This is a genomic window from Paucibacter sp. PLA-PC-4 (assembly GCF_026241155.1).
Taxonomy (GTDB): Bacteria; Pseudomonadota; Gammaproteobacteria; order Burkholderiales; family Burkholderiaceae_C; genus Roseateles_E.
The window spans coordinates 372,497-397,296 of record NZ_JAPFGP010000004.1 but is presented as its reverse complement, the minus strand read 5'-3'; the positions used below and the strand labels follow the sequence as shown (position 1 = coordinate 397,296).

Sequence of the window (24,800 nt, the reverse complement as noted above, 5' to 3'; positions counted from 1 at the left end):
ATGAAGCCTGCGAACAATGCCGGGACACCGGTGGAGGAGTGGGTGCAGCCAAGGGCGGGGACCAAGAGGAACGCGGACCCTCGATACCGCTTCGGCGCAGCGGCCTACTTTGCTGCGACTTTCTTCGCTGGCATCACCTTCTTCTTGGCAGCGGCGGCTGGAGCCTTCTTCGACGCAGCGGTGACGGGCTCGCGTGCTGGGACAGGCTTTGTCGATGGTTTCTTACTTCCCGCCTTCTTGGCCGGAGTCGCTTTGCGGGTTTGCTGCTGCGCTGGCTCATTGATGTCATGCCCAGTCCTTTCGGTGCGCACTCATGGGTGCAGTTAATCCACCAGCACGAGTACTCACGTCAGTTCCGTCCGATCCTCGTTGCATACCTTGCGCCTCAGGATCGAGCGGATATGGCCTGCTTGACTATCCGTTCAAGCTTGCAATGCTCTCCTAAAGTGCGCTGCCGAACAGACCCCGAGACCCGAGCTGGTGCAAGGTCAGTCATCCCTTGCGCCCATGCCAACTGCCCCCATCACCTCGAGAACTGAACCAAATCGACCTGCGTACGAGCTGCGGGCGGGGGGCTCTGTGGCTGCTCGAATATCGACAGTTTCTCCCGCTGCTCATTGGTCTCGCTGTTTTGTTGATCGCGTCCCCGGCACTTCAGATCGCAGCGGTCCTGGGCCGCCCTGATCTGTCCGGGAGACTGTGGCTCGCGCGCAAGATGTTGTTTGGCTTTGCGCTTGCGCTGATTCTGGAATTCCTCTTCATGGCAGAGCGGAACTGCTCGGGCCAGCCGACCTCGACCGGCCCGTTGCCGAAAGTACTCGCCTCCGCAGTGCCGTGTTCTGCGGCCTGCTTCTTGTTCACCCTGCAATGCCCGCCCGTGCTGACGCGCCAACGTCTCGACGGGAAACCGGGCTGACTTGCCAGCCGCGCAAAGGAGAACCCATGAACCACACCGCCCCGACATACGCCGCCGGGCTCGCCGTGCTGGTGCTGACTCTCGCAGCTTGCGGGGAGCGTGAACCGCCGGCACGCCCTATCGCGCCAGCGCCCGCCGTCAGTACACCAGCTACAGCGGCTGCCGATGACGCCTACGACGTGACAAAAATGGACTTCAAGACACCTCCTGCGGTGCTTTCAAGCGAACGCCACACCGGCCCGTTTGCCAGCGGTGATGCGCTCAGCCTGGGCGCCTTGCTGAAGCCGCTGCAGCCTGCTCAGGTGAAGGAGATCCGCCTCGATACCACCCATAAGATCATCGAAATCGCGCCCGGCGTGAAGTTCAGCGCCTGGACCTTCGGCGACCAGGTGCCAGGGCCTGCCGTCCGCGCGCGCGTCGGCGACCGCATCAAGTTCACGATGACCAACCGTTCCGATGAGCCTGCACCCGGCGTCCAGATGACGGCCGCGCCGATGATGCATTCGATGGACTTTCACGCGGCCATGGTGTCGCCGCAGGACAAGTACCGCTCGATTGCACCGGGTCAAACCATTTCCTTCGAGTTCACCCTCAACTATCCCGGCGTCTTCATGTACCACTGCGGCACGCCGATGGTGCTGGAGCACATTGCCTCAGGCATGTACGGCATGGTGGTCGTTGAGCCGCGCGGGGGCTACCCCACCAAGGTAGACCGCGAGTACACGGTGGTCCAGAGCGAGTTCTACACCCGGCCCGATCCGACCAAACGCAAGCTCGATGGCCAGCCGCTGCACGTGCTGGACAACGACCGACTGCGCAGCAAGCAGCCCAACTACACGGTGTTCAACGGCCGCTACAACGGCATGGTCGACGTGCCGCTGCAGGCCAAGCCGGGCGAGCGCGTGCGCCTGTTTGTGCTGAACGTCGGGCCGTCCAACACCTCGAGCTTTCACGTCGTCGGCACTATCTTCGACCGCGTGTGGATGGACGGAAACCCCGACAACCAGTTTCGCGGCATGCAGACGGTGCTGCTGGGCTCCTCCAGTGGTGCCATTGTCGAGTTCATCATCCCCGAGGCCGGCAGCTACGTGATGGTGGATCACCACTTCGCCAACGCCGCGCAGGGCGCGGTGGGCCTGATTGCCGCCGGCGGGCCGGGCGGCGATCCTGAGCATCACAACATCCCCGCGACCGCCACGCCAGACAACGCACAGGCCGTGGCCGGCAAGCTGGCCTTCGAGTCGAAGTGCCTGGCCTGTCATTCCATCGGTGGAGGCGACAAGCTAGGCCCCGACCTTCTGGGCACCACTCAGCGCCATGATGACCTGTGGCTGGCGCGCTGGCTCAAGTCGCCGGAAGAGATGCTGAAGACCGACGCCAAGGCCAAGGCAATGCTCGAGAAGTGGAAGATCGCTATGCCCAACCAGGGCTTGAGCGATGAGGAAGTCAAACAGTACCTGGCCTACTTCAAGTGGGCGGACGCGCACGTCAAGAAGCCATGAAAGGTCTTGCTGTAGTGGTCGCTGTGGTCGCCTGCTGCCCTGTGCCCGGCCAAGCCTGCGGTGCCTGCGTTGAAGACAAGGTGGCCGTTGTCTATGACCATGCGCTGGTTCGGAAGGCGACCGCCAGCGGCAAGATCGTGGTGTTCTGCGATGTGCGCGGGCCCCTGGACCTGGCGCGCCTGAAGTCGGTGGCGCGCGGTGCGAAAGGCGTTAGACCGGATAGCGTGCGAGTGTCGCAGCAGCCGGCCGCGCTGTCCTTCGTGATCGAGTCTCAGACGCTCCCGCCCCGGGATGCGGTGAAGGCCATGCAGCGCGCGCTGGGCAATGGCATGCAACTGAGCATCGTCCACCTGCTCAAGCCCGAACCCACTTCGGTGAAATAGGAGGAAAACCCATGCGCCAAGAATCGGTCAAAAAGGCGATGCCGGACGAGGCGGAACGTCGGCGCCTGCGCCTGATTGCCTTGTCGCGATGGGATAACGAAGGTGGTGCCGGCCCTGACCTGCTGACCGCAGGCGCTCTAGCCGGGAATGCGGTCGTCGAGGATCCGTCTTCGGCCAATACCGAAGCCGTGCAGCTTCGCATTCGCGTCATCGCGCTGGAGAACCTGGTGATCGCCCTGCTGGCGCAGGCATCCATGGCTCAACTGGAACTGGTGTGCGAAATGGCGGACTACATCTCTCCTCGTCCTGGCTTCACACCCCACCACCTGACCCTGCGCGCGGCCGACGAGATGCGCAGTCTGGTGAACCGCTCCAGCCCCTTCCGCAACGTTCCCGCAACTTGATCAGGCCCCATGCACAGCTTCCACATCTACCGCTACGACCCGGATCAGGACAAGGCGCCGCGCATGCAGGTGCTCGAACTGGCGGTGAACCCCGGCGACCGCATGCTGCTGGACGTGCTGATACGGCTGAAGGCGCTCGACCCGAGCTTCAGCTTCCGCCGCTCCTGTCGCGAAGGCATCTGCGGCTCGGATGCGATGAACATCAATGGCAAGAACGGGCTTGCATGCATCACCAATCTGCGCGCGCTGCCTGCCAAGGTGGTACTGAAGCCGCTGCCGGGCCTGCCCGTGATTCGCGACCTGATCGTCGACATGACGCAGTTTCTCAAGCAGTACCACTCCATCAAACCCTACCTGATCAACGACGAGCCGGCACCCGAGCGTGAGAGATTGCAGTCGCCCGAGCAGCGAGAGTCGCTCAACGGCTTGTACGAATGCATCCTGTGCGCCTGCTGTTCATCGGCCTGCCCAAGCTATTGGTGGAATCCTGACAAGTACGTCGGCCCCGCGGGCCTGCTGCAGGCCTATCGCTTCCTAGTGGACAGCCGCGACACCGCAACGGCCGATCGGCTGGACAATCTGCAGGATCCTTATCGCCTGTTTCGCTGCCGAGACATTCTGAACTGCGTGGATGTATGCCCGAAGAACCTGCTGCCTGCGGCGGCCATCGGCAAGATCAAGGAGATGATGGTGCGGCGTGCTGTCTGATCCAGCTGCGTGCGGAGTCGCCGACCAGTCTGTTCTCGGCGAGGAAGATCCGGGCGCAGCCATGGACACTTTCTACAGTGGCCAGGAACCCGACACCCTGCTCCCGGAGGTCGTGCCGTCCGAGCTCGTGAATTCTGAAGAGCCGTCCGTAGCGAGTGTTGAAGAGGCGGCTTGCCTTGTGACGTTCATGGTTGATCCGTCAAACCGTGCCTAGCTTCTCGACAGCCGCTGTATCCAGTCCAGCAACACGGCTGGCAGCGCACCCGGTGTCGCCAGCAGGGCGTAGTGGTGGGCACCAAACAGGGTGGACAGATAGCTGGCGGCCTGCCGGTCCACCGTCAAGCAAAACGGCGCGATACCCTGAAGCTTCGCCTCGGCCACGGCCTGTCTTGTGTCTTCGATGCCGTAGCGGCCTTCATAGATGTCGCAGTCGTTCGGCTTGCCGTCCGACAGCAGCAATAGCAGGCGGTGAGCAGCACCCTCGCGCATCAGCGTCGCGCTGGCGTGGCGCAGGGCGGCGCCCGTGCGTGTGTACTGGTCGGGCGCCAGCGCCGCAATGCGCAGTGCCACGGCAGGGCCGTAGGCTTCGTTGAAGCGCTTGATGTCCCACAGGCGCACGGCCGTGGGCCCGTTCCCCGAGAAGGCCTGCACCGCGAAGGGTTCGCCCATCGCGGCCAGGGCAATGCAGACGAGCAGCAGGGCTTCGCGCTCTACGTCGATGACGCTGCGCTGGTTCGCGATCCAGCCATCGGTGGATCCGCTGACGTCGATGAGCAGCAGGATCGCCATATCGCGCCGGGCTCGCCGCTCAGAGCAGTAGAGATCCTGGGCCATGGGCCAGCCGGCCCGCCGGTTCGCCAGGTTCTCAATACAGGCTTCGATGTCGATGTCATCTCCGTCCGGTTGTCGACGCCTGCGGGTGCGCTGGGGACGCAGGGCCGCAAAGCGCTGGCGTATGGCGCCGAGCAGCGAGCGATGCTGAGCCAGGGTGTTGTCCACCCATTGCTGGGCCCCGGCCGGTGCCACCAGCACTCGCACCGAGGCGCCAGGGTGGCGGTAGGCTTCGACACGGTAATCCCACTCGGGATAGCTGAGCTTCTGAGGCGCATCTGTTGCGGAGGCGGTGGCGTGTTGGGGTCGCACCGCAGGCGGGTCATCGGACAGCAACACCTCCGGTGCGTGGCCCGGGCTCCAGACCAGGCGTGCCTGGGCCAGCTCGGAGACCAGGTCGGCGAACTCGTCGGCCGCAGCAGCCTGGTCTCGGTCGGTGGGGCGCTGCATCCCGAATGGATCCTCGGCCTGTTCGTGCGGCACCTCGGGAGGGATCATCCACGCGCCCGGCCTGGCCTCGTCTTCCTGCGCAGACCCCTCGCGCACTTCGGGGCGACGGGTCAGGCGTGCGCTGCGTGCCGCGCGAGCCTCGGTGTTGCCGACCCGGTCGCTGTTCGCTGCGGGTGCGGCCATGGCCATGCCGGGCTTGCGCAGCTCGCCGGTCCAGCTGTCCCGGAACAAGAGGGCGTGCTGCCCCGCGCTGGCATGGTCGCGATTCATGTCAGCGGCAAGACTCTGTGCGAAACACCTCGATTCCTCCGGTGATGCGCTGATAGGTGCGTGCGCAATCGGCCCCTCGCAAGGCTGTGCCATCAAGGCGCGCACCCAGGCCTCCAGCGGACGGCGCGTTGCCGGGAACTGAGCCAAGGGCGGGCGAGCTGCGAGCGCTTCGCAGCGCATCCTGTTCAGGGCAGCAGTCATGCCGGGCAGCAAGCGGGCCAGTTCTGCGTTCGTCGCAATGGCTTCCATCAGCAGATAGAGGTCGGCAACCAGCGGCGCCGCACAGAAGTCCGCGCCAGCGGCGCTGCCCCTGTTCGCCCGCATGGCCTGTACCAGGGCCAGGGTGCGAAAGCGCTCCATGGCCAGGTCGGCATCCGTAAGGCCAGTCTCGGGCGGCAACCAGATGCTGTGGCCATCGGTGGCCGGCAGTGCCAGACGCGCTCGCGGGAAGGCGCTGCGCTGGAAGGTCCTGGCTAGCCAAGTGGGACGTGCCGGCAGTTGCGCCGTGCGCAGACGATGGGAAGTGCCGAACACCGCCTCGATCAGCAGGCAAAGACGCGGTGCCACATCCGTCAGCCGGGTCACGGGCCGACTCGGTGTCTTGGCCCGGTGCTGTCGCCAGAAGTTCTGCGTGAAGACGGTCGCGTGTCGGGCCAGGTCGGTGATCACGTCCTCGGCTTCGGCCATCGCGGTCTTGCTCGATCAGGCAAAGCTGGCGTCGACCAGGTCGCGCATCGCGGCCACCAGCGCCTCGTCGTCGGACAGCGGTGACACCACAGCGCTGAGGCAGGCCTGCTGTATCGGGATGCCGCTGACCACCAGCGCCGCCGCCGCGATCAGCAAGCGGGTGCTCGGCACCTCGGCCAGGCCACGGTCGCGCAAAGCGCGAAGCCTATGCCCAAGCGATACCAGCGCCATGGCCGTGCCATGGTCGGCGCCGGTCTCGTTCTCGATGATCGCCCCTTCGCGAGCGGCAGGTGGGAAGTCGAAGTCGAGCGCGACGAAGCGCTGTCGCGTGCTGGGCTTCAGGTCCTTGAGCATGCGCTGGTAGCCCGGGTTGTAGGAGATGACCAGCTGAAAACCCGGGGCGGCCACCAGCGTCTCGCCGGTCTTGTCGATCGGCAGGATGCGGCGATGGTCGGTCAATGAATGCAGGACCACCATGGTGTCTTGGCGGGCTTCGACCACTTCGTCGAGGTAGCAGATGGCGCCTTCGCGCACGGCGCGGGTGAGGGGCCCATCCTGCCAGGCGGTACCGTCGTGGCGTATCAAGAAGCGGCCGATCAGATCACTGGCGCTCAGGTCGTCATGGCAGGAGATCGTGATCAGGGGGAGCTGCAGTTTCCAGGCCATGTGCTCGACAAAGCGGGTCTTGCCACAGCCGGTAGGACCTTTGAGCATCACCGCCAGCTGCAAGGCATGGCAGTGTTGGAAGACGGCCACCTCGGCACCTGAGGGCTGGTAGTAGGGTTCATCGGCGATCGATGGCGCCGGCCCCTCCTGCGGGCCGATGGCGCGGATCAGTGCAGCGGTCAAGAGGCACTCACCGCGTTGGGCGCACCTGCTGCATTGAGCTCTTCTTCAATGTCGAAGCGGGGTATATGGCGGAAGAAGTCATAGATGAACAATCCCACGCCGACTGCGAACAGCGAACCGGTGGCAATCAGCATCACGAAGTGCACCTGTATCTTCAGTTGTGCGTCGAGATAGCCCATGCCCATGATGCGCTCCAGGTACACCTGCGCAATGCCTGCGGTGGCAAACGACAGGGTCATGCCAAACATGCCGCCCAGCTGCATCCAGAATGCCCAGTAGCCAAGACTGCTGCCCTGCTCGCTGCGCCCCGGCGTCATCGCCGGCAGGGCATAGGTGATCATCGCCAGCACGATCATGGCGTAGGCGCCATAGAAGGCCGCATGCCCATGCATCGCGGTGATCAGCGTGCCGTGGGTCCATTTATTGACGTCGGGGAAAGTATGCGCCAGGCCCAGCAGGCCGGCTCCGAAGAGCGTGAACAGTGCACTGCCGATGGTCCAGTGCAAAGCCAGCGTATTGGGGTGCGAGAAGCCCGCCCGGCGCATGGCCGAGTAAGCGAACATCGCCATGCCCACCAGGGCTGCGGGCTCAAGCGCGCTGAAGATGCCGCCGATAGGCAACCAGTAGGACGGGACGCCCACCCAGTAGTAATGGTGCGCCGTTCCCAGGATGCCGGCGATGAAGACCAGGCCGACGATCACATACAGCCACTTCTCCATGACCTCTCGATCGGCACCGGACAGCCGTATCAGCAGGTAGGCCAGGAAGCCGCCCTGGATCATCACCCAGACCCCCTCGACCCAGAGGTGAATCGTCCACCAGCGGTAATAGATGGATACGGTGTAGTTCTCGTACTCCAGCAAGGCGGGCAAGTACAGCAGCGCGCCCAGTGCCAGTCCGAGCACGAGCACGCCCTCTGTCGTGGTGAAGCGTTTGGATTGCCAGATCGTCATGCCGATGTTGTAGAGAAAGATCAGCATGCAGATCACGATCACGATTTTGTGGGGCAGCGGCTGCTCCAGCAGCTTGTTGCCCGTGCCGTAGCGGAACAGATAGCCCACCACGGCGGTCACACCCATCAGGGTCCAGAGGATCAGTTGCACATAGGCGAGCTTGGTGCTGTAGAGCTCGGTGCGCGATTCGTCCGGCACCATCCAGTAGGTGGCGCCCATGAAGCCGGTCAGCACCCACACGATCAGCAGATTGGTGTGGATGACCTTGGTCACATCGAAGGGCAGGATGTTCAGCAGCGGATCAGGTCCGACGTACTTGGCGGCCGAAAGCAGGCCGAACACCAGTTGCAGCCCAAACAAGACCATCGCCACGGCGAAGTACCAGTAAGCAACCGATTGAGACCTGTAGCGCATGGGGATGCTCCTGCAGAGGCGGCCGCAATGGACCGCGGCCTGTTTTGGAATGGGCGCGAAAAGTCCGCTACTTGAAGGTCGCCAGGTACGCAGCGAGGTGGCCGAGCTGTTCGGCGCTCAGGTCTTTTTCGTAGGTGTTCGGCATGAACGAGACGCCGTCGGCGGAATACATTGCGCCCGTCACCAGGTGCGCGCTGGGGTGGGTGACGGATTCGCGAATGAAAGCCTCGAGGTCGGTGGCCTTGCCCTTGTAGGCAGGAGACGCCAAGGTCTGCTGAGTGCGCGTGGCGATGCCGGCAAGTGAAGGTCCGGCCATATCGACGCCCGCCACGATGGAGTGGCAGGCGGTGCAGGCGGGCGCGGCGCTTCTGAACACGCGCTCGCCCAAAGCCACCGGATCCTTGCCGGAATCGGTCGCACGCGATCCCGCAACTGACGTTGAAGGCCCAGCCAGTGCGGCCTGAGGAAGGATCGCGACTCCCGCCGCTGTGCCCACGCCGGTGACCGTGATCGGCCGAGGCGGCCAGCCCTGGTTGTCCACCCGACTGACCCAGTCTAGAAAAGCGATCAGACCATCGATGTCGGCGTCGCTGAGATCTTGCTGTGGCATCAGCCGGCGGTGGCGCTGCTCGTCGTAGAACTTCGACGGGTCCTTCAGGAATGCCCGCAAGTAAGGCGCACCGCGCTGTTGTGCGATCTTGGTGAGGTCCGGTGCGTAGTAGGCACCCTCGCCGAAGATCGTGTGGCAGTTGATGCAGTTGTTCTTGTGCCAGACGTTCTTGCCCAGGGTGACCGCCGGCGTGATGTTCTGCGCGTTGGTCAGTTTCGGAAACTGACGGTGACTGTCGACGGTGAGCCCCAGAAAGATCAGTGTGGCGACCAGCGTGGAGCCGATTGCAAAGTAGCGTGCTTGGCGTTTGTTCATGGGGCTGCGACCTGCGTCAGACGCTGATGCCTGTCCAGTAGATGACGCTGATGGCGCCTGCGTACGCGATACCGGCGCCCATTAACCCGAGCACGACGTAGCTGAACACCTGGAGGCTTCGGAATGCGGTCATTGCAGGCACCTCGACATTGCATTCACGCGCTCTCTCAGGGCAAGGGAGGCAGTGAGCCGATGCAGGGTGGCAAGTCCAACTCCTGCCGTCAGTGCGGCAGCGCACATAGCTGAAACTTTCGCAAACGTGCGTGCGTCGCGAACGCCCAGATGCCCGCATCGGAATGACCCGGCGACGCGCCAATTTGAATGACCGCTCATTCGCCAACAGCAGGGGAAGGCTGCGGGCTGAGCTTGCGCCAATCTCTGCTGTTGCGATGCACCGCCGAGCATCTGCGGGCGCGGCAGGACGGCGGAGGCGACGGCCAAGCCAATATCGCTGCGGCCTGCGCCCACTGCAACGCATTGCGGCATCGGGCTCGGGATCCCCTGTCGCCGCTTGCTTTCGCGGCCATGTCCAGCACCGTTGAATCGGGGTGCTTGGCTGCCTATCGGGATGCTGGGCAAGCTGGGCGGGCGGGGCGGCGTTGCGCGCCGAAGTTAGAAGCTGTCGCGCATCGGCTTGTCGCGCGGGATGCAGGCTTGGACGCAATTGGACTGGGCGGGGCAGCCCGTCCCGTGCCAGGGGTAGCGGGCCTGTTCCCTTCCCGCGTGGCGGGAATGGCCCGCCTGGCCGAACTGGCGTTGCCAGATCGGCTGCCCTGGCACCCGCCACGCCCGATGCCGGGCTGCCCTTGCTACGTCGGGCTTGGCTTCTGCTTCGTCCTGCGATCTGGTGGTGGTGGTGCGGGCGCAGGTTTTGGTTCTGCGGACAGCTTCTCGGTGCTGGGATCTTCAGCCTTCTGATGAATCTCGCTCATGAGCTTGTCGAAGGCACTTGGCGGCTGGTCGTCGATGAACTTGAGGTCGCTTTGGGCCAGGAGCCAATACAGGGGCGCGGGGCTGTCGACGCCGCAGGCGGAGCAGGAAGCTCGCTCTGTGAGGAAGAGCGACATCGCGTTGGCCCGGTCGAACTTGAATGGCCTCTTGCAATGCAGGCAGGTCAACATCGACTTCAGCGCTTTGGTGATGAACCTTGTCGATGGCCGCGGGCCACGGCTCAAAAGGTTCTCGTGTGCGCACAGTGAAACCAAGACCAAGTGATTGGCCGTCGCAACGTTTGCGTGGGCGATCTCGGAGAATGCGCGCAGCGACAGTTGTACGAGGAACAGCATCAGGTACGGGAGCATGGTGTAGGCCGCGTCATAGAGGTGGTCCGACCTGGCATCGTTGAAGATGAAGTTGATGTTCAGGTCTTCGGTCCTCAGGTGCCTGCCCTGGCTGGTGATGAGATGGGTCGCCTTTTGCCATAGGGGTTCCAGTCCGTTCTCCATCTCCTTGGAAAACACCCATTGCTCGATGAGGTTGCCGTCGAAGGCCTCCTTCATCGCGAGCTTGTCTGCGGCGAGCTTGAAGATTTCCTGCCTGCGTGCCGGCTGCAGTCCGTTGAGCGAGCTGTAGTTGTCCTTCTCGAACCGGGCCAGAAAGTCTTCCGGGTCTGCCAGCAGCCAGGCGAGGAACAGCATGTTCTCCTTGAACGGCTTGCGCAGCAAGGAGAACGCCACGGCGAACTTGCGCTTCTCCAGGCAACGCATCCCCTCATACAGGAAGTGGAGCATGTCGGCCGTGAGCGCGAGCACCAGGTGCCCGATGAGTACATGCTTCACCGCCTCGGTCAGACCTGCCTCCTTCAGGAGGTCCAAGACGTCCAACTCGCCCTGGCGTCCGGTTTCCGTCGCAGCTTTTGCAATGGCGTCCGCAACCCATTGATGCGCACCCGAGGCTTCGTACTGGACCAGCAGCTCGCCGATCTGGTCATGCAGGTAGAAGCAGTACTCGTGATGGGGCCAGTACTTCGGCGGAATGTGCTGCAGATCATCCGGCGGACGCATGCCGAGATAGTGCGGTTTCATCGATCCTCCCTCGTGGTGCATTCGTATCCGGCAGCTTTCGCGTTTGGCCTGGATTTTTGATCAGATTGCCGGTTCGGCGCACGCAAAGCCGGCCCAGACGCTGGCGAGCGCCACCGGCCTGGATATGGCCGACTGGTGGCAGGCCTCGGGCGAGACCTACCTGGGTCGGGTGTCCAAGGCGCAGATCGTGCAGGCGCTGGCCGAGGTAGGAGAGGGCGAGGCCTGCGTCGGTCTGGCCAAGCTGAAGAAGGAGCAACTCGTGGAGAAGGCAGAGGCGCTGCTGGACGGCAGGCGCTGGCTGCCGGCCCTGCTGCGGGCGCAGGCCTGAGTGAGCGATCCGGGGCAAGGGCGGCGCCCTTGCCCTATGCCCTTGGCCCTGGCCCTGGCCCTGGTCCGGCGGCCCGATCCCGTGCCAGGGGACGGCGGGCTTGTTCCTTCCCGCTGCGCGGGAACGGCCCGCCGGCTGCCGAACTGGCCTTGCCAGATCGGCACCCCTGGCACCCGCCACGCCCGAAGCCGGGCCGCCTCTTTAGGTGATCGCCCCGGCTCGAACGGCGCGCCAGCCGCTGCGCTTGATGGCACGCCGCCCGCGAAAGACGCCGGGGCTCAGCCAGGGGACGGTCCTTCGGCGCAGCCTGGTGCCAGGGGACTTGGCACGGCGGCCGCGATGCCTGCGGACCGGTGATGGGGCAGTCCCCGCGCCGAGCGGGCCCACCGCGATCCCCCCACGGCGCCCCCATCCGTGGGTGAGGGGGACTTGTGGGGGGATCTTCAAGCGGCGGGCCGGGACAGCGGCGCGCCGCTCGGGCTGCCGATGAAGACACCCCACCCATCCCCAACCCCTTCCCGTGAGGGAAGGGGCCGTGCCCACCCCCCGCCCGCCCGTGGGCGGGAGCGAGGAGTCCAAGCGAGAGGATCTGCTGGAAGGCTTCCATCACGGGGCCGGTGGATCTTCTTGAAGGAGATTCATCATGGCAATCGTTCGTGTGGAACAGCGCAATGCGCATCTGGCCGGCGCGGTGCGGCTTGAGTACCTGGTCAACGGCGAGGAGCGGCTGGCCAAGGCCGTGCTGACCGCGATCAGCAATGTCCGACGCGGCAGCGGCGAGGCGCGGGAGGAGCAGAGCACCGCCGTGCAATGGACCCTCTGGGGAAAGCTCGCGGAGAACGCGAACCAGTACCTGGGCAAGGGCTCGCACGTGAACATCGTCGGCCGGCTGCGCAACAACAACTACCAGGACAAGAGCGGCGTCAATGTCTACGCCTTCGGCTTCACCGCCGAGGAGATCGACTTCCTGGACAGCCGGGGCAAAGCGTCGGAGCGCGGCTCTGTGCCAGAAGACGAAGGCTGGGGCGAGTCCTCGCTCGAACCGCCGGCCCGGCGTGGCCGCTTAGCCCCCAGCGGCTCCGGTGCGCGGGCCAAGCGCTGAACGTTCGGTCTTCATCATTCCAATCGACAGGAGATCATCATGTCTTCATCTTCCCTACTGGCCGCTCGCTTCGGCCGTGGCAGCCGCGTGCTGCAAAGCGCTGTCCCACTGGCTGAAGACCAGATGCGAGCTGCCGCTCCCTCGGTCTTTGCGGCCGGCAAGCACTGCAGCCGTTCGGAGCGCTATGCCTACATTCCGACCATTGAGGTTCTGCGTGCCCTGCACACGGAGGGCTTCGAGCCCTTCATGGTCGCGCAGAGCGCGAGCCGTATCGCCGGCAAGGCCGAGTTCACCAAGCACATGATCCGGATGCGCCATGCCGGGCAACTGCAGCAGGGGAAGTCCGAGGCCAACGAGATCATCCTGATCAACAGCCACGATGGCGCGAGCTCCTATCAGTTGTTGGCCGGGGTGTTCCGTTTTGTCTGCTGCAACGGCCTGGTGGTGGGCGATGTGGTCGAGGACATCCGCATTCCCCATAAGGGCGATATCCAGGGCGAGGTGATCGAGGGTGCGTTCCGCGTGCTGGAGGACTTCGAGGCGGTGGATGCCGCCACCGAGGGCATGAAGGCACTGACCCTGCGTGCCGAAGAGCAGCAAGCCTTCGCGACGGCCGCGCTAGCGCTGCGCTATGGAGAACCGCAGGCGGGCACCTCCCAGCCAGCGGCGCCGATCACCGCACAGCAACTGATGCAGCCGCGTCGCATGGAGGACCAGGGCGACAGCCTGTGGCTGAGTTTTCAGCGGACGCAGGAGAACCTGCTGCGCGGTGGACAGCCAGGGCGCAGTACCCAGGGCCGGCGCATGCAGACCCGCGCTGTCGGCAGCATCGACCGCAGCGTGCAGCTCAACCGCGCACTCTGGGTGCTTGCCGAGGAGATGCGCAAGCTGAAGGCCTGAGCAGCCATTCCGGCACGGCGGGCAAACCAACCAACAACCTGTCCGCTGCGCCGTGGACCGGCAGGGCATGCTGCACGGGCCTACAGGTGCAGCATGCATAAGGCCAGCAACCCTGTCAGCATGACCGAGGCCGCCGCCGATACGGTACAGGCCCACCAACTGATGCGCGAATGGTCTCGGTTCTCAGCGCAGGCCTTTGCAGCCTGAAGGAGGCTGTGCAAGGCGGGGTTCAGCTCGCTGTGGAAGAGCGCGCGGGCGAAGGCGGCCATCGATCGGCATTCGTCGTCGGCGGCGGTGTGCATGGTCTCGCGGGCGCTCCGCGCGATGTGCTTGGCCGCCACGCCCTGGGCATGCTCGGCCAATTGGGCCATGCGCGGCTCCGCCGCAGCGGCGTGCGCTTCGAGCCGTTCACAGGCACGGTCGACCGCTTCGGCGGCGGATCTCATCTCCAGCGCGACCATTTCGGCGCGATCCAAAAGCACCCCGATGTCGCCCAGCGCTTCGGCGACGAGCGCATCCCGTGCTGTGAAGGGCTCGTTCACGAGTAGCGCACCGCCGGCGCGGTGTCTGCATCAGCAAGCTCATCCAGACCGAGTGCAGTAAAACAGGCGTCAAGCGCGGGAACGGCGCCGATAGCCAGCCTGCGGGCGGCCAGCTTGAGGCCGAGCGCGAGCTTTTCCTCGCTGTCGTCCGAGTCACGGATCAGGCGCTTGTAGTCGGTCTGGTCGAGGGCCAGCGTGCCGATGTCGGTATTGCTGTCTCGCGCCAAGCCATAGATGTCGCTCGTGTACAAGCGGCAAGCCGTGTTTTCCTCCGCCAGCCGTTGCTGGGCGAGGAAGGCGAGCACGAGGTAGAACGACTCCTTGATCGGCACGCCGGGCTGAGCCATGTTGAAGACCAGCTTCAGACGCTGTGGCGGGATGCCAAACCGCGACAGCTCGATCAGCGTGGCGATGGTGTCCTTTTGCTGCTTGATTGAGGGCACAGTCGGCACGACAAAGCAGTCGAAGTCCTCGTGGCTGCCGCAGTAGGCCTTCATCAGGGTCAGAAACTCCTCGGCATTGCTCGCGCCGATGTCGATGACGGCGCTGTCGATGGTCTGCAAGTACTGCTGCAGTGCGCCGAACTGGCGGCCCCGCAGGGTCTGTGCTGTTTCAGTGTCGGCGTTGACGCTTTCCACGGCGATCAGCTCCGCAGCGGGAATGCGGGGCAGCAGAAGGTGGCGGGCCACGGTGGTCTTGCCCACGTTGCCCGAGAAGTTGATGACGGCGATCTTCATGGGTTTTCCTTTGCGCGCTTCAGGGGGTGATGGTTCTGGCTGCTGCAGAACGCCTGAGCCAGGTCTTTGCCGCTGGGTTGCTCGCATAGCTCTGCGGGGGATGGCTGTGCGCCAGGCTGCTGTGACCGGCTTGCGGCGTGGGCCGGTGCGGAGTGCGAGGCTGTGCTTGCTATGAGTAGACCGGATGAGGTGACGGCAGGGACTGCGGTTGCCATCGTGATTGGCAGCGCGCGCGTGGGGCGCTTCAGTTCCCGCCGGATGGTGGCGAGGCTGACCTCTACGCCGGCCGCAGCCAGTGATCGGCGGATGGCGGCCAGCGTGTAGCCCTCCGCTCGGAGTCTGGCGATCTCGGCCTCGAATTGCCGCGCCTTGCGCGTGGCGCGCCCGGGCGGCTCACCAGGCATCAGCTTCAGGCCTGCCGCTGAGGTCAGTCCGGGGACGCTCAGGTGCCTCTCCCAGGGCGCTCCCGGAACGCTTGATGGACGGTCAGTGGACGGACCTGAGTCACCGAGGGACGCTGCGTGGACGGCTGAGGTATTCATGATCAATCTTTAGTCCACGATTGGTCGGGAATCGGTGCTGATTTTTGCCAAAAATCAGCGCCTCAAAAGCGCGATTTCGGACCAATACTTGGTCTTGGGTTAGTGCAGCGATAGGGGCGAAGGCGCCCCGATGTATTGCACCCATCGGCGATGGAGGTGGCCATGGACAAGTCGCATCGAGAACTCTTCTGCGTGGACCTGAAGGGGATGCGAGCGCCACTGCTGGCGCGTGCGCGACTGGAGGGCGTGTCGCCCACAAACCTCATTCGGCGCGTGCTGGCTGAGCGGTTGGGTAAAGAGGAGAGGCGCGACGTCATTCCATCCGTGCTCATCAACCCCGTGAGCCGTGGGCCGGTCCGTCTGTCGCTGCGCTTGAGCGCCGCAGACGCCCAACTCATCCGCCTGGCTGCTCGGCAGGCCCGATTGTCACCAGGCGCCTACCTCGTGGGGCTTGCGAGTGAGGTGCCGTCGTTAACCGGAGGAGGAGGGCGGCCTGCGTTGCTGAACGAGCTGCACGCTTCGACAGATGAGCTGGTGACCGTACGCCGGGGACTCCTGCAACTGGCTGCTTTGCTGAGGCACGGGGAAGGTGAGGCAGCGCGCGCATACCGGGACTTGCTGCTGCGGATCGAAGCGCCAATCCACCGGCACCTGAGGCTGGCCTCGGTGGCCTTGGCGGAGGCCGGGTTGGGCAGGCCAGGATCTCGGGCGGGGTCAGCGGGAGGCGCCCGAGCAAGCGGAGAACGTCATGAATGAGCAGCCCCAGTGGATCGACGGACTGCTGGTCCAGTGGGGCGATAGGCTCTTCTACCCACCAAACCGTGTGGTGAGAAGCTCGACTCCGAAGCTCTCGGTGCAGTCCATCCATGAACGCGCCGCAGCGATTCGCCGTCACATCGGGGCAGTGGTGCTGCGGCGCGTACCGCAGGTCATGGTCAAGGTGACAGGGGGCGGACGCGGCATGAAAGCGATTGCCGCTCACTTTCGCTACATCAGCAAAGCGGGGCGGCTGGAGATCGAAGACGAGCTGGGAATGAAGGCATCCGGGCGTGAAGCGGTGCGCGAGCTGACGGACGCTTGGCGCTATGGCGGGTCGAGGATTCCGGAGGAGGGCCCGCGGCGGGAGGCGCTCAATGTGATGCTGTCGATGCCGCAGGGTACAGATCCGCTGGCCGTGCTACGGGCGGCCCGGGAGTTTGCACAGATCGAGTTCAAGGACCACCGATACGTGATGGTGCTGCACGATCACCAGGCCAATCCCCACGTTCACCTCAGCGTGCGGACGGAATCCAAGCATGGACATCGACTGAATCCGAGGAAGGCGGACTTGCGGCGTTGGCGTGAGCTCTTTGCCGAGCGGTTGAAGGGATGGGGTGTCGAGGCTGGCGCCAGCTCGCGCGCGTCACGAGGAGCCATCAGGGGCTACGAGCCGCTGTGGCGCATTCGTGCTCGTAGTGAGGGGCGCCTGTTCATGACGGAGCATGGGCCGAAATTGGAGGCCAAGGGGGGGGCCGCCAACGCCCGCAGTACTGCATGGCAGGCCATCATCCAAGTGCTGGAGTCGTCGGACGACCCTGCGGATATGAAACTGGCAAATGCGGTTCGTGGCTACATGACGGGCGGAAAAAGGCCTGCCGCTGTGCGCCAGCCACGCGTAGTCCGCGCGATGGAACTACCTGATTTGGATCGAGGAAGTCGCTGAGCCCGTCCGAGTCCATTTCTTGCGCTTCGGGCGGGGATCGGCGCCAGCCTTGCGTCGCCCAGCTCTGCTGCTTACTGTGGTGGTGTTGGACTCCGGCGGCTGGGCGGCAACTCCGCGATGGCTGACGATTGGCCATGCCGCCAAAGCCGGCCTGGCCCGAAGCTGCTCAGGCCGTGGTTGTCGCCAAACACGGAGCAACGACTGAGCTGCAGAATTTCGCCCAGTCGTCCATGAGGAGGCGACGTTTAGCCAGCATATCGCCACGCAGGTAGGCCGCAACGGTCTGGTTCGCCTCGCTATGCGCCAGTGCCTTGTCGTAAACCTTGAAGTCGTGGTCAGTTGTTTCCGCAGCCCAATCGGTCAGGGTTGACCTGAAACCGTGCACGGTCACACGGCGGCCTTCCATCCTCGGATCAATCCATGTCTTGGGTTCTCGCTCGTCCATGTTGCCGATGACGTTCAACATCGAGGTGTTGTAGAGCCCGACTCCGCGCCACTGAAAGACCAACGGGCAACTGTCCAAGCGATGGGGCTTCATCAACTGAAGGATATCCATAGCCCGGGCTGATAAGGGAACCCGTATGGGGAACTTGCCCTTCATGTGTTCCGTCGGGACTGTCCAGAGTCGCCTTTCCTCATCGATCTCGCTCCACGTGGCCAAGATGATGGGATTGGTCCGCATGGCAGTCAGGATGGCGAACTCCAAGGCCATTGCCGGAGAGATCGAACGGCGGAACTTGATGTTGGCGTCTTGGATCTCGTGTAGCCGCGTCATGAAGGCACCCATCCGCTCGTAGGGCAGGGAGGGATGATGGCCTTCGTCTTGCACCTTTTCTGGAGACGAGAGCAGATGCTGGAGGTTTGCTTTCCAGACTGCTGGGTTGTCGCCGCTGCAGTAGTTCTTCACCTTGGCCCAGCCCCACACAGCTTCCATCCGAGAGCGGACCCGGGTGGCGGTCTCGTTGATCTCAAGCCAGATCGGCTTGAGGACGGCAAAGACATCGTGCAGGGTGATCTCGTCCACCCACTTGTCGCCTAACAATGGATAGGTGTATGCGGAAAGCGTGGTTCCCCACTGCGCGGCGTGTTTAGCGTTGGTCAGTTCGGGGATCTTGACGTCGGCAACGTAGGTCTCGCAGCACCAACTCCACTTCTTACGATCGCTCCGTGCGCCCTCTTTGGCGAGTAGCGCACTTCTCTCTGAATTGCGGCTGTCGATCGGATCGACCCCTGAAAGCAATCTCGTGCGGTGTGCCTTGGCCAATTGGCGGGCCGCTTCGAGGTCAATGGAATGGAGCGGCCCGAGCCCCATTTCGCGGGACCGTCCCTTCAAGCGAAAGCGAAACAGCCAACTCTTGGCGCCACCTGGGGAGACCTGAAGGTACAAATTCCCCCCATCTGCGTAGTAACCAGGCTTCCTGGTGTTCTTTACGACCAGCGGACTCAGTCGGTGGATGACATGAGGGCCTTGCTTGGTTGCCATGGCGACTTCTCCAAAAAGTCTACCCACAAAATTTCGAGGATCTCGAAATTTCTACCCACAAAGCTTACCCCCAATCCCACCCACAAAAAAGTGCGGGAAGCAACAGGATGTTGCGAGGCGACCTGGGATGTCCTCTTGGGGTGGTGGGGGCCTTTTCCCCATGAAAAAGACGAAAAAAAGCCGTCTCTGGGACGGCTTTGGACTTCTTGAGAAGTGTGTCTTGGCGGAGAGGGCGGGATTCGAACCCGCGGTGGGGATAAACCCACACACGCTTTCCAGGCGTGCGACTTAAACCGCTCATCCACCTCTCCGAAGCCCGCCATCATAGCGCAGTTTTTGCCTGGCTTGAGCAAATGTCGCTCCGCTAGATGGGCACGCAAGTCGCACAGCGGACACCGGTGGAGCGATGCGCGCCGCTACTATGTTGGTGCCGGCGCAAGCCGGCACACGTCTTCAGGGCGGGGCGAAATTCCCCACCGGCGGTAGGCCAGCGCAAGCTGGTGAGCCCGCGAGCGCTCGAGCCTCCCCGGTTCGAGGTCAGCAGATCTGGTGCGATGCCAGAGCCGACGGTCACAGTCCGGATGAAAGAAGATGTGCCAGCAAGCGCTCGGTTGCGGCGTGGGTGACTATCGCCCGCGCGGCTGCGGGTGCTTGTTTGCGCGCCCTGAAATGTCTTCTCCCACCTTTCACGAGGAGCGTTTCAACCATGTCTCAACACGATATTTCTACCCCTGTGTACTCCGACGCTGTGGCCTGCAGCGAGCAAGAGATACTGCGCATGCCTGCACGCCTGGCGGCGGCGCTGATCGCGATGCGTGCCGGCCAGCCGGTGCTGCTGACTGACGATGACGACCGCGAGGACGAGGCCGATCTGATCATCGCGGCCGAGCACCTGACCGAGGCCTCGATGGCCCTGCTGATCCGTGAGTGCAGCGGCATCGTCTGCTTGTGCCTGCAGGATGCACACATAGAGCGGCTGGCGCTGCCGCCCATGGTCGCCAGCAACGAAAGCCGCTATGGCACGGCCTTTACTGTCAGCATCGAGGCGCGCCAGGGCGTGGGCACCGGTGTCAGTGCAGCCGATCGGTTGACGACCGTGCGTGCGGCGATTGCGCCCGATGCAGTGCCGGCAGATCTGGCCCGGCCCGGCCATGTGTTCCCCTTGCGCGCAGTGCCTGGCGGCGTGCTGGCAAGGCGTGGCCATACCGAGGGCTCGGTCGATCTGGCCTTGATGGCCGGCCTGTCGGGTGCTGCGGTGTTGTGTGAGCTGATGAATGCCGATGGCACGATGAGCCGTGGCCAGCAGGTGCTGGACTTTGCCCAACGCCATGGCTTGCCGATGCTCAGCATTGCCGAGCTGGCCGACTACCGTCAAAAAGGGTGGCGCCAGGCGGCCTGAATTTGGAGTTCAGGAGGGCTTGCTGCCCCTCATCAAGGCCATGGCTGTGCCGATCAGGCCGCCGACCTCGCTCATATTGCCGGGGACAATCATCGTGTTGTTCTTCTGGGCCAGCTGGGCATAGGCGTCGACGGCCTTTTCCGCGACCTTCAGCTGCACGGCCTGCTGACCGCCCGGTTGCTCAATGGCGGCGGCGATCTTGCGGATCGCGTCGGCGGTGGCATCGGCCACCGCCGTTATTGCGGCGGCCTCACCCTGGGCCTTGTTGATCTCTGCTTGCTTCTCGCCCTCGGAGCGGGCGATAGCCGCTTCGCGCTCGCCGGTAGCGATATTGATCTGCTCCTGACGCCGGCCCTCGGAGGCGGCGATCAGCGCACGCTTTTCTCGCTCAGCGGTGATCTGGGCCTGCATTGAATGCAGGATGGCCGGCGGCGGGGTCAGGTCTTTGATCTCGTAGCGCAGCACCTTGACGCCCCAGTTCAGCGCGGCCTCATCCAGCGCTTCGACGACCGAGGTGTTGATGATGGCGCGCTCCTCGAATGTGCGGTCCAGTTCCATGCGTCCGATCACAGAACGCAGCGTGGTCTGAGCCAGCTGGGTGATCGCGACAATATAGTTGCTGGAGCCATAGCTGGCGCGCATGGCATCAGTGACCTGGAAGTAGAGGATGCCGTCTACTGTCAGCTGGGTGTTGTCCTTGGTGATGCAGACTTGGCTGGGCACGTCGAGCGGGATTTCCTTCAGCGAGTGCTTGTAGGCTAGTCGGTCGACGAAGGGGACAAGGAAGTTCAGTCCGGGCGTCAAGGTCGCGTGGAACTTGCCCAGGCGCTCGACTACCCAGGCGTTCTGTTGCGGTACGACCTTGATCGAGCGGGCCACGAAGATGGCGGCGATGACCAGCAGAACCAGTGCGATTTCCATGAGCGAGGCTCCCTCTTGATGTTGGTGTCAGTGATCCAGCAGCAGGCAGCTGCCTTCGACCGCGCGTATCACATAGCGGCCTGTGACGGGCGTGTCGCTGCCCTGGTAGCGGGCCTGCCACTCGGCGCCGCGGTACTTGACCGTCGCGCGTCCGCCAGGCAGCCAGTGATCGACCTGCACGCTTTGGCCGATGTCAAGGTTGACATCGGGATTCGACCCGGCAGGGGCCGTCTGGCCGCGTGCGGCGCGCTTTTGATGCCAGAGCACGACGGCAGCGCCACCGATCACCGCGGCTGTGGCGATCTGCGCCGTCAGGCCCAGGCCAAGGTGGGCGGCGAGTGCGGCGGCTGCGGCGCCGACGGCGAGCATCAACAGATAAAACGTGCCGGTGGTCAGTTCGATTGCCACCAGGCCTCCGGCGATCAGCCACCAGACGGTGGCCTGATTCATGTCCATGTCACCTCCCCAAACTCATGATGTGATTCGAGTGTAGTTCTCGGGCCCGTCCGCTTTGTGAGACAAAGCACGAAGCCGTGCCCGCGTAGGCAATGCTTGGCCCTACACTTCGCGCCTTCTGTTTTTTTTGCCCCAGCCCTTTGGAGGCCCCGAATGCTGCGTTTTCGCTTTCCGATTGTGATCATTGATGAGGACTACCGCTCGGAGAATACGTCCGGTTTGGGAATCCGAGCCCTCGCCGATGCGATCCAGAAAGAGGGCTTTGAGGTGCTGGGGGTCACCAGCTACGGCGATTTGAGCCAGTTCGCCCAGCAGCAAAGCCGGGCCAGTGCCTTCATCCTGTCGATCGACGACAACGAATTCACGCCCGGCCCGGAGCTTGATCCGGCTGTACTGAGCCTGCGCAAGTTCATCGAGGAGATCCGCTTTAAGAACGCGGACATTCCGATCTATGTGTATGGCGAGACCCGGACCTCCCAGCATCTGCCCAATGACGTGCTGCGCGAGCTGCATGGCTTTATCCACATGTTCGAGGACACGCCGGAGTTCGTGGCCCGTCACATCATCCGCGAGGCAAAGAGCTACCTGGACGGGCTTGCGCCGCCGTTCTTCAAGGCGCTGATGGACTATGCGCAGGATGGCTCATACAGCTGGCATTGCCCCGGGCACTCCGGCGGCGTGGCCTTTCTGAAAAGCCCGGTGGGTCAGATGTTCCACCAGTTCTTCGGCGAAAACATGCTGCGCGCCGACGTCTGCAACGCGGTGGAGGAACTCGGTCAGCTGCTGGACCACACCGGCCCGGTTGCCGCCTCGGAGAAGAATGCGGCGCGCATCTTCAATGCCGACCATTGCTTTTTCGTCACCAATGGCACCTCGACCTCCAACAAGATGGTCTGGCACCACACGGTGGCGCCGGGCGACGTTGTTGTCGTCGACCGCAACTGCCACAAGAGCATCTTGCACGCCATCATCATGACCGGCGCTGTGCCGGTCTTTATGACCCCGACGCGCAACCACTACGGCATCATCGGTCCGATCCCCGAGAGCGAGTTCTCGCCGGAGTCGATCAAGAAGAAGATCGCAAAGAACCCGCTGCTCAAGGGTGTGGACGTCAAGAAGGTCAAGCCGCGCATCATGACCCTGACGCAGAGCACCTATGACGGTGTGCTCTACAACACCGAGACTATCAAGGCCAAGCTCGACGGCTGGATCGACACCCTGCATTTCGACGAAGCCTGGCTGCCGCACGCAGCCTTCCACAATTTTTACGGCAGCTTCCATGCGATGGGCAAGAACCGCCCGCGCCCGAAGACGGCCATGGTCTATGCCACGCAGTCGACCCACAAGCTGCTGGCTGGCCTCAGCCAGGCTTCTCAGGTGCTGGTGCAGGACTCGCAGAACGTCAAGCTGGACAAGCATCTGTTCAACGAGGCCTATCTGATGCACACCAGCACCAGTCCGCAATACTCGATCATCGCCAGCTGTGATGTTGCGGCCGCGATGATGGAGCCACCCGGCGGCACCGCGCTGGTGGAGGAGAGTATTTCGGAGGCGCTGGACTTTCGCCGTGCAATGCGCAAGGTCGAGAAGGACTACGGCAAGAAGGACTGGTGGTTCAAGGTCTGGGGACCGGATAAGCTGACCGAGGACGGCTTCGGCAAACCGGCCGACTGGATGCTGAAGGCCAACGAGAAGTGGCATGGCTTCGGCAATATCGCCGCCGGCTTCAACATGCTGGACCCGATCAAGTCCACCATCATCACGCCCGGCCTTGACATGAGCGGCAAGTTCGCGGACAGCGGAATTCCGGCCTCCATCGTCACCAAATTCCTCGCCGAGCATGGCGTCGTGGTCGAGAAGACCGGCCTGTACTCGTTCTTCATCCTGTTCACGATCGGTATCACCAAGGGCCGCTGGAACACCTTGCTGACCGCCTTGCAGCAGTTCAAGGACGACTACGACAAGAACGCGCCGCTGTGGCGCATCATGCCGGAATTCGTTGCTGCCCAACCGCGCTATGAGCGCATGGGCTTGCGTGATTTGTGCCAAAGCATCCACGAGGCCTATGCCAAGGGCGATATCGCCCGCCTGACTACTGAGGTCTATCTGTCGGACCTGGAGCCGGCGATGAAGCCCAGCGATGCCTATGCCCATATCGCACACCGAAAGACCGAGCGGGTGGCGGTCGATCATCTGGAAGGCCGGGTTACGACGTCCTTGCTGACGCCTTATCCGCCCGGCATTCCGCTCTTGATCCCTGGCGAGCGCTTCAACAAGAAGATCGTCGATTATCTGAAGTTCACCCGCGAGTTCAATGCCAAGTTCCCCGGCTTTGCCACCGATGTGCATGGCCTGGTGGAGGAGAAGGGTGAGGATGGCAAGTCGAGCTACTACGTCGACTGTGTGGCTTGATTCGTGAGTCCTTCGCCCGGAGCTCAGCTGGGCGATTCCCTGCGGGAATAGAAAAAGCGCCGGCTAGACCGGCGCTTTTTTCGTTCGGCTGCCCTTGGGTGCGGCTCGGCGGATAGCCGATTATTCGCTGGTCAGGGCGACGTGGCTGAAGCCGCCGTCGACATAGATGATCTCGGAGCTGATTCCGGCGGATAGATCGGAGAACAAGAAGGCGGCGGTGTTGCCGACATCCTCGATCGTCACATTGCGCCGGATCGGTGCGCTGGCGGCGAACTGGCTCAGCAGCTTGCCGAAGTCCTTGATGCCCGAGGCGGCAAGGGTTTTGATCGGGCCGGCAGAGATGCCGTTGACGCGCACGCCCTTGGCGCCCAGCGAATGCGCCAGATAGCGCACGCTGGCCTCCAGCGAGGCCTTGGCCAGTCCCATGGTGTTGTAGTTGGGTACATAGCGCTCCGCGCCCAGATAGCTAAGCGTCAGAAGCGCGGCACCCGGGCGCAGGCGCGGCGCGGCCAGCTTCGCCATGGCCGGGAAGCTGTAGGCGGAGATGTCGTGGGCGATGCGGAAGTTCTCGCGAGTGAGTCCGTCAAGGAAGTCGCCGGCGATTGCTTCGCGCGGCGCGAAACCGATCGAGTGCACAAAACCATCAAACTCGGGCCAGGCCTCGCCCAACTGGTCGAAAAGAGCCTGGATCTGAGCGTCGTCGGACACATCGCAATCAAAAACGAGCTTTGAGCCGAACTCGCTGGCAAACTCGGTGATGCGCTCCTTGAAACGCTCACCCTGGTAGCTGAAAGCCAGCTCGGCCCCCTCGCGGTGGCAGGCTTTGGCGATGCCGTAGGCAATCGAGCGGTTGGACAGCACGCCCGTGATCAGCAGTCGCTTGCCGGCGAGAAAACCCATGGTGGCTCCTTGTCATTAAAATAAGCCTCGGATTTTGGCATGCCATCGGTACTTCGCGAG

The 24,800-nt window shown here is 63.5% G+C and carries 24 protein-coding genes, 1 tRNA gene and 1 riboswitch; of the genes, 13 read left to right on the top strand and 12 right to left on the bottom strand.

Features of this window, described 5'->3' with window-relative positions; genetic code table 11:
* Positions 1-631 precede the first annotated feature (631 nt).
* The 5 genes from OOZ63_RS08990 to OOZ63_RS08970 are packed head-to-tail and all read left to right on the top strand — an operon-like array spanning position 632 to position 3,913.
* Complete coding sequence (locus OOZ63_RS08990; protein ID WP_266005081.1) at positions 632-916, top strand: hypothetical protein; 285 nt, start codon at positions 632-634, stop codon at positions 914-916.
* A 26-nt stretch (positions 917-942) separates the two neighbouring features.
* Positions 943-2,418: a multicopper oxidase domain-containing protein gene (locus OOZ63_RS08985; protein WP_266005080.1), complete on the top strand. Its 1,476-nt coding sequence runs from the start codon at positions 943-945 to the stop codon at positions 2,416-2,418.
* Entirely contained in the window at positions 2,415-2,801 is a 387-nt protein-coding gene (locus tag OOZ63_RS08980) for a hypothetical protein (RefSeq protein WP_266005079.1), read from the top strand. The genes OOZ63_RS08985 and OOZ63_RS08980 overlap by 4 nt, the downstream gene beginning before the upstream one ends.
* A gap of 11 nt (positions 2,802-2,812) precedes the next feature.
* Entirely contained in the window at positions 2,813-3,205 is a 393-nt protein-coding gene (locus OOZ63_RS08975) for a hypothetical protein (protein ID WP_266005078.1), read from the top strand.
* A 9-nt stretch (positions 3,206-3,214) separates the two neighbouring features.
* On the top strand, positions 3,215-3,913 hold the full coding sequence (locus OOZ63_RS08970; protein ID WP_266005077.1) for a succinate dehydrogenase iron-sulfur subunit: 699 nt from the start codon (positions 3,215-3,217) through the stop codon (positions 3,911-3,913).
* Between the two features lie 210 nt (positions 3,914-4,123).
* Here OOZ63_RS08970 and OOZ63_RS08965 read toward each other — a convergent pair whose 3' ends face one another.
* From OOZ63_RS08965 to OOZ63_RS08950, 4 genes are all read right to left on the bottom strand, one after another.
* Positions 4,124-6,151 carry a nitric oxide reductase activation protein NorD gene (locus OOZ63_RS08965; protein WP_266005076.1) on the bottom strand — a complete coding sequence of 676 codons (2,028 nt, stop codon included), beginning with the start codon at positions 6,149-6,151 and terminating at the stop codon, positions 4,124-4,126.
* Positions 6,152-6,166: 15 nt separating this feature from the next.
* Positions 6,167-6,976, bottom strand: a complete 810-nt coding sequence (locus OOZ63_RS08960; RefSeq protein WP_323055735.1) for a CbbQ/NirQ/NorQ/GpvN family protein — start codon at positions 6,974-6,976, stop codon at positions 6,167-6,169.
* A 20-nt stretch (positions 6,977-6,996) separates the two neighbouring features.
* Positions 6,997-8,367: a cbb3-type cytochrome c oxidase subunit I gene (locus tag OOZ63_RS08955; RefSeq protein WP_266005075.1), complete on the bottom strand. Its 1,371-nt coding sequence runs from the start codon at positions 8,365-8,367 to the stop codon at positions 6,997-6,999.
* Between the two features lie 67 nt (positions 8,368-8,434).
* Positions 8,435-9,292 (bottom strand): c-type cytochrome, encoded by an 858-nt coding sequence (locus OOZ63_RS08950; protein ID WP_266005074.1) that lies wholly within the window; start codon positions 9,290-9,292, stop codon positions 8,435-8,437.
* A 321-nt stretch (positions 9,293-9,613) separates the two neighbouring features.
* Here OOZ63_RS08950 and OOZ63_RS29070 point away from each other — a divergent pair, with 321 nt between their 5' ends.
* The gene (locus tag OOZ63_RS29070) at positions 9,614-10,210 is read left to right on the top strand and encodes an HNH endonuclease (RefSeq protein ID WP_323055734.1); all 597 of its coding nucleotides are present in this window, start codon (positions 9,614-9,616) and stop codon (positions 10,208-10,210) included.
* Here OOZ63_RS29070 and OOZ63_RS08945 read toward each other — a convergent pair.
* On the bottom strand, positions 10,102-11,316 hold the full coding sequence (locus OOZ63_RS08945) for a hypothetical protein (RefSeq protein WP_266005073.1): 1,215 nt from the start codon (positions 11,314-11,316) through the stop codon (positions 10,102-10,104). The two genes, OOZ63_RS29070 and OOZ63_RS08945, sit on opposite strands and share 109 nt — an antisense overlap.
* Before the next feature lie 43 nt (positions 11,317-11,359).
* On the opposite strand from OOZ63_RS08945, the gene OOZ63_RS08940 reads away from it, so the two are divergent.
* From OOZ63_RS08940 to OOZ63_RS08930, 3 genes are all read left to right on the top strand, one after another.
* Positions 11,360-11,644 (top strand): hypothetical protein, encoded by a 285-nt coding sequence (locus tag OOZ63_RS08940; protein WP_266005072.1) that lies wholly within the window; start codon positions 11,360-11,362, stop codon positions 11,642-11,644.
* A 643-nt stretch (positions 11,645-12,287) separates the two neighbouring features.
* Complete coding sequence (locus OOZ63_RS08935; protein WP_266005071.1) at positions 12,288-12,746, top strand: single-stranded DNA-binding protein; 459 nt, start codon at positions 12,288-12,290, stop codon at positions 12,744-12,746.
* A 39-nt stretch (positions 12,747-12,785) separates the two neighbouring features.
* Entirely contained in the window at positions 12,786-13,646 is an 861-nt protein-coding gene (locus OOZ63_RS08930) for a DUF932 domain-containing protein (RefSeq protein ID WP_266005070.1), read from the top strand.
* A gap of 80 nt (positions 13,647-13,726) precedes the next feature.
* Here the strand turns inward: OOZ63_RS08930 and OOZ63_RS08925 are convergent, their stop codons facing one another.
* Both OOZ63_RS08925 and stbB read right to left on the bottom strand, forming a co-directional pair.
* On the bottom strand, positions 13,727-14,188 hold the full coding sequence (locus tag OOZ63_RS08925; RefSeq protein WP_266005069.1) for a hypothetical protein: 462 nt from the start codon (positions 14,186-14,188) through the stop codon (positions 13,727-13,729).
* Entirely contained in the window at positions 14,185-14,925 is a 741-nt protein-coding gene (gene stbB, locus OOZ63_RS08920) for a StbB family protein (protein ID WP_266005068.1), read from the bottom strand. The genes OOZ63_RS08925 and stbB overlap by 4 nt, the downstream gene beginning before the upstream one ends.
* A 704-nt stretch (positions 14,926-15,629) precedes the next feature.
* On the opposite strand from stbB, the gene OOZ63_RS08915 reads away from it, so the two are divergent.
* On the top strand, positions 15,630-16,223 hold the full coding sequence (locus OOZ63_RS08915) for a hypothetical protein (protein WP_266005067.1): 594 nt from the start codon (positions 15,630-15,632) through the stop codon (positions 16,221-16,223).
* Positions 16,216-17,169 (top strand): relaxase/mobilization nuclease domain-containing protein, encoded by a 954-nt coding sequence (locus OOZ63_RS08910; protein ID WP_266005066.1) that lies wholly within the window; start codon positions 16,216-16,218, stop codon positions 17,167-17,169. The genes OOZ63_RS08915 and OOZ63_RS08910 overlap by 8 nt, the downstream gene beginning before the upstream one ends.
* Positions 17,170-17,335: 166 nt before the next feature.
* On the opposite strand, the gene OOZ63_RS08905 is transcribed toward OOZ63_RS08910, so the two are convergent.
* Both OOZ63_RS08905 and OOZ63_RS08900 read right to left on the bottom strand, forming a co-directional pair.
* Positions 17,336-18,652 carry a tyrosine-type recombinase/integrase gene (locus OOZ63_RS08905; protein WP_266005065.1) on the bottom strand — a complete coding sequence of 439 codons (1,317 nt, stop codon included), beginning with the start codon at positions 18,650-18,652 and terminating at the stop codon, positions 17,336-17,338.
* Positions 18,653-18,873: 221 nt separating this feature from the next.
* Positions 18,874-18,963, bottom strand: a tRNA-Ser gene (locus OOZ63_RS08900).
* A gap of 134 nt (positions 18,964-19,097) precedes the next feature.
* Positions 19,098-19,249: riboswitch (FMN riboswitch) on the top strand.
* A 109-nt stretch (positions 19,250-19,358) separates the two neighbouring features.
* Here OOZ63_RS08900 and ribB point away from each other — a divergent pair.
* On the top strand, positions 19,359-20,051 hold the full coding sequence (gene ribB, locus OOZ63_RS08895) for a 3,4-dihydroxy-2-butanone-4-phosphate synthase (RefSeq protein WP_416234710.1): 693 nt from the start codon (positions 19,359-19,361) through the stop codon (positions 20,049-20,051).
* Positions 20,052-20,060: 9 nt separating this feature from the next.
* On the opposite strand, the gene OOZ63_RS08890 is transcribed toward ribB, so the two are convergent.
* Complete coding sequence (locus OOZ63_RS08890) at positions 20,061-20,972, bottom strand: SPFH domain-containing protein (protein ID WP_266005064.1); 912 nt, start codon at positions 20,970-20,972, stop codon at positions 20,061-20,063.
* Between the two features lie 27 nt (positions 20,973-20,999).
* Positions 21,000-21,428, bottom strand: coding sequence for an NfeD family protein (locus OOZ63_RS08885; protein WP_323055733.1), 429 nt, complete (start codon positions 21,426-21,428; stop codon positions 21,000-21,002).
* Between the two features lie 153 nt (positions 21,429-21,581).
* On the opposite strand from OOZ63_RS08885, the gene OOZ63_RS08880 reads away from it, so the two are divergent.
* Positions 21,582-23,840, top strand: a complete 2,259-nt coding sequence (locus OOZ63_RS08880; protein ID WP_266005063.1) for an arginine/lysine/ornithine decarboxylase — start codon at positions 21,582-21,584, stop codon at positions 23,838-23,840.
* Positions 23,841-23,960: 120 nt separating this feature from the next.
* Here the strand turns inward: OOZ63_RS08880 and fabI are convergent, their stop codons facing one another.
* A complete protein-coding gene (gene fabI, locus OOZ63_RS08875; RefSeq protein ID WP_266005062.1) occupies positions 23,961-24,740 on the bottom strand; it encodes an enoyl-ACP reductase FabI in 780 nt (259 codons plus the stop codon).
* Positions 24,741-24,800 lie beyond the last annotated feature (60 nt).

What these genes read in the sequence shown, in the direction of transcription:
- OOZ63_RS08945 (WP_266005073.1), bottom strand. Translation starts at nt 11,316, where the DNA reads ATGAAACCGCACTATCTCGGCATGCGTCCGCCGGATGATCTGCAGCAC.
- stbB (WP_266005068.1), bottom strand. Translation starts at nt 14,925, where the DNA reads ATGAAGATCGCCGTCATCAACTTCTCGGGCAACGTGGGCAAGACCACC.
- OOZ63_RS08970 (WP_266005077.1), top strand. Translation starts at nt 3,215, where the DNA reads ATGCACAGCTTCCACATCTACCGCTACGACCCGGATCAGGACAAGGCG.
- fabI (WP_266005062.1), bottom strand. Translation starts at nt 24,740, where the DNA reads ATGGGTTTTCTCGCCGGCAAGCGACTGCTGATCACGGGCGTGCTGTCC.
- ribB (WP_416234710.1), top strand. Translation starts at nt 19,359, where the DNA reads ATGTCTCAACACGATATTTCTACCCCTGTGTACTCCGACGCTGTGGCC.
- OOZ63_RS08950 (WP_266005074.1), bottom strand. Translation starts at nt 9,292, where the DNA reads ATGAACAAACGCCAAGCACGCTACTTTGCAATCGGCTCCACGCTGGTC.
- OOZ63_RS08910 (WP_266005066.1), top strand. Translation starts at nt 16,216, where the DNA reads ATGAATGAGCAGCCCCAGTGGATCGACGGACTGCTGGTCCAGTGGGGC.
- OOZ63_RS08905 (WP_266005065.1), bottom strand. Translation starts at nt 18,652, where the DNA reads ATGGCAACCAAGCAAGGCCCTCATGTCATCCACCGACTGAGTCCGCTG.
- OOZ63_RS08915 (WP_266005067.1), top strand. Translation starts at nt 15,630, where the DNA reads ATGGACAAGTCGCATCGAGAACTCTTCTGCGTGGACCTGAAGGGGATG.
- OOZ63_RS08980 (WP_266005079.1), top strand. Translation starts at nt 2,415, where the DNA reads ATGAAAGGTCTTGCTGTAGTGGTCGCTGTGGTCGCCTGCTGCCCTGTG.
- OOZ63_RS08955 (WP_266005075.1), bottom strand. Translation starts at nt 8,367, where the DNA reads ATGCGCTACAGGTCTCAATCGGTTGCTTACTGGTACTTCGCCGTGGCG.
- OOZ63_RS08935 (WP_266005071.1), top strand. Translation starts at nt 12,288, where the DNA reads ATGGCAATCGTTCGTGTGGAACAGCGCAATGCGCATCTGGCCGGCGCG.
- OOZ63_RS08985 (WP_266005080.1), top strand. Translation starts at nt 943, where the DNA reads ATGAACCACACCGCCCCGACATACGCCGCCGGGCTCGCCGTGCTGGTG.
- OOZ63_RS08975 (WP_266005078.1), top strand. Translation starts at nt 2,813, where the DNA reads ATGCGCCAAGAATCGGTCAAAAAGGCGATGCCGGACGAGGCGGAACGT.
- OOZ63_RS08930 (WP_266005070.1), top strand. Translation starts at nt 12,786, where the DNA reads ATGTCTTCATCTTCCCTACTGGCCGCTCGCTTCGGCCGTGGCAGCCGC.
- OOZ63_RS08890 (WP_266005064.1), bottom strand. Translation starts at nt 20,972, where the DNA reads ATGGAAATCGCACTGGTTCTGCTGGTCATCGCCGCCATCTTCGTGGCC.
- OOZ63_RS29070 (WP_323055734.1), top strand. Translation starts at nt 9,614, where the DNA reads ATGACCGCTCATTCGCCAACAGCAGGGGAAGGCTGCGGGCTGAGCTTG.
- OOZ63_RS08885 (WP_323055733.1), bottom strand. Translation starts at nt 21,428, where the DNA reads ATGGACATGAATCAGGCCACCGTCTGGTGGCTGATCGCCGGAGGCCTG.
- OOZ63_RS08880 (WP_266005063.1), top strand. Translation starts at nt 21,582, where the DNA reads ATGCTGCGTTTTCGCTTTCCGATTGTGATCATTGATGAGGACTACCGC.
- OOZ63_RS08965 (WP_266005076.1), bottom strand. Translation starts at nt 6,151, where the DNA reads ATGGCCGAAGCCGAGGACGTGATCACCGACCTGGCCCGACACGCGACC.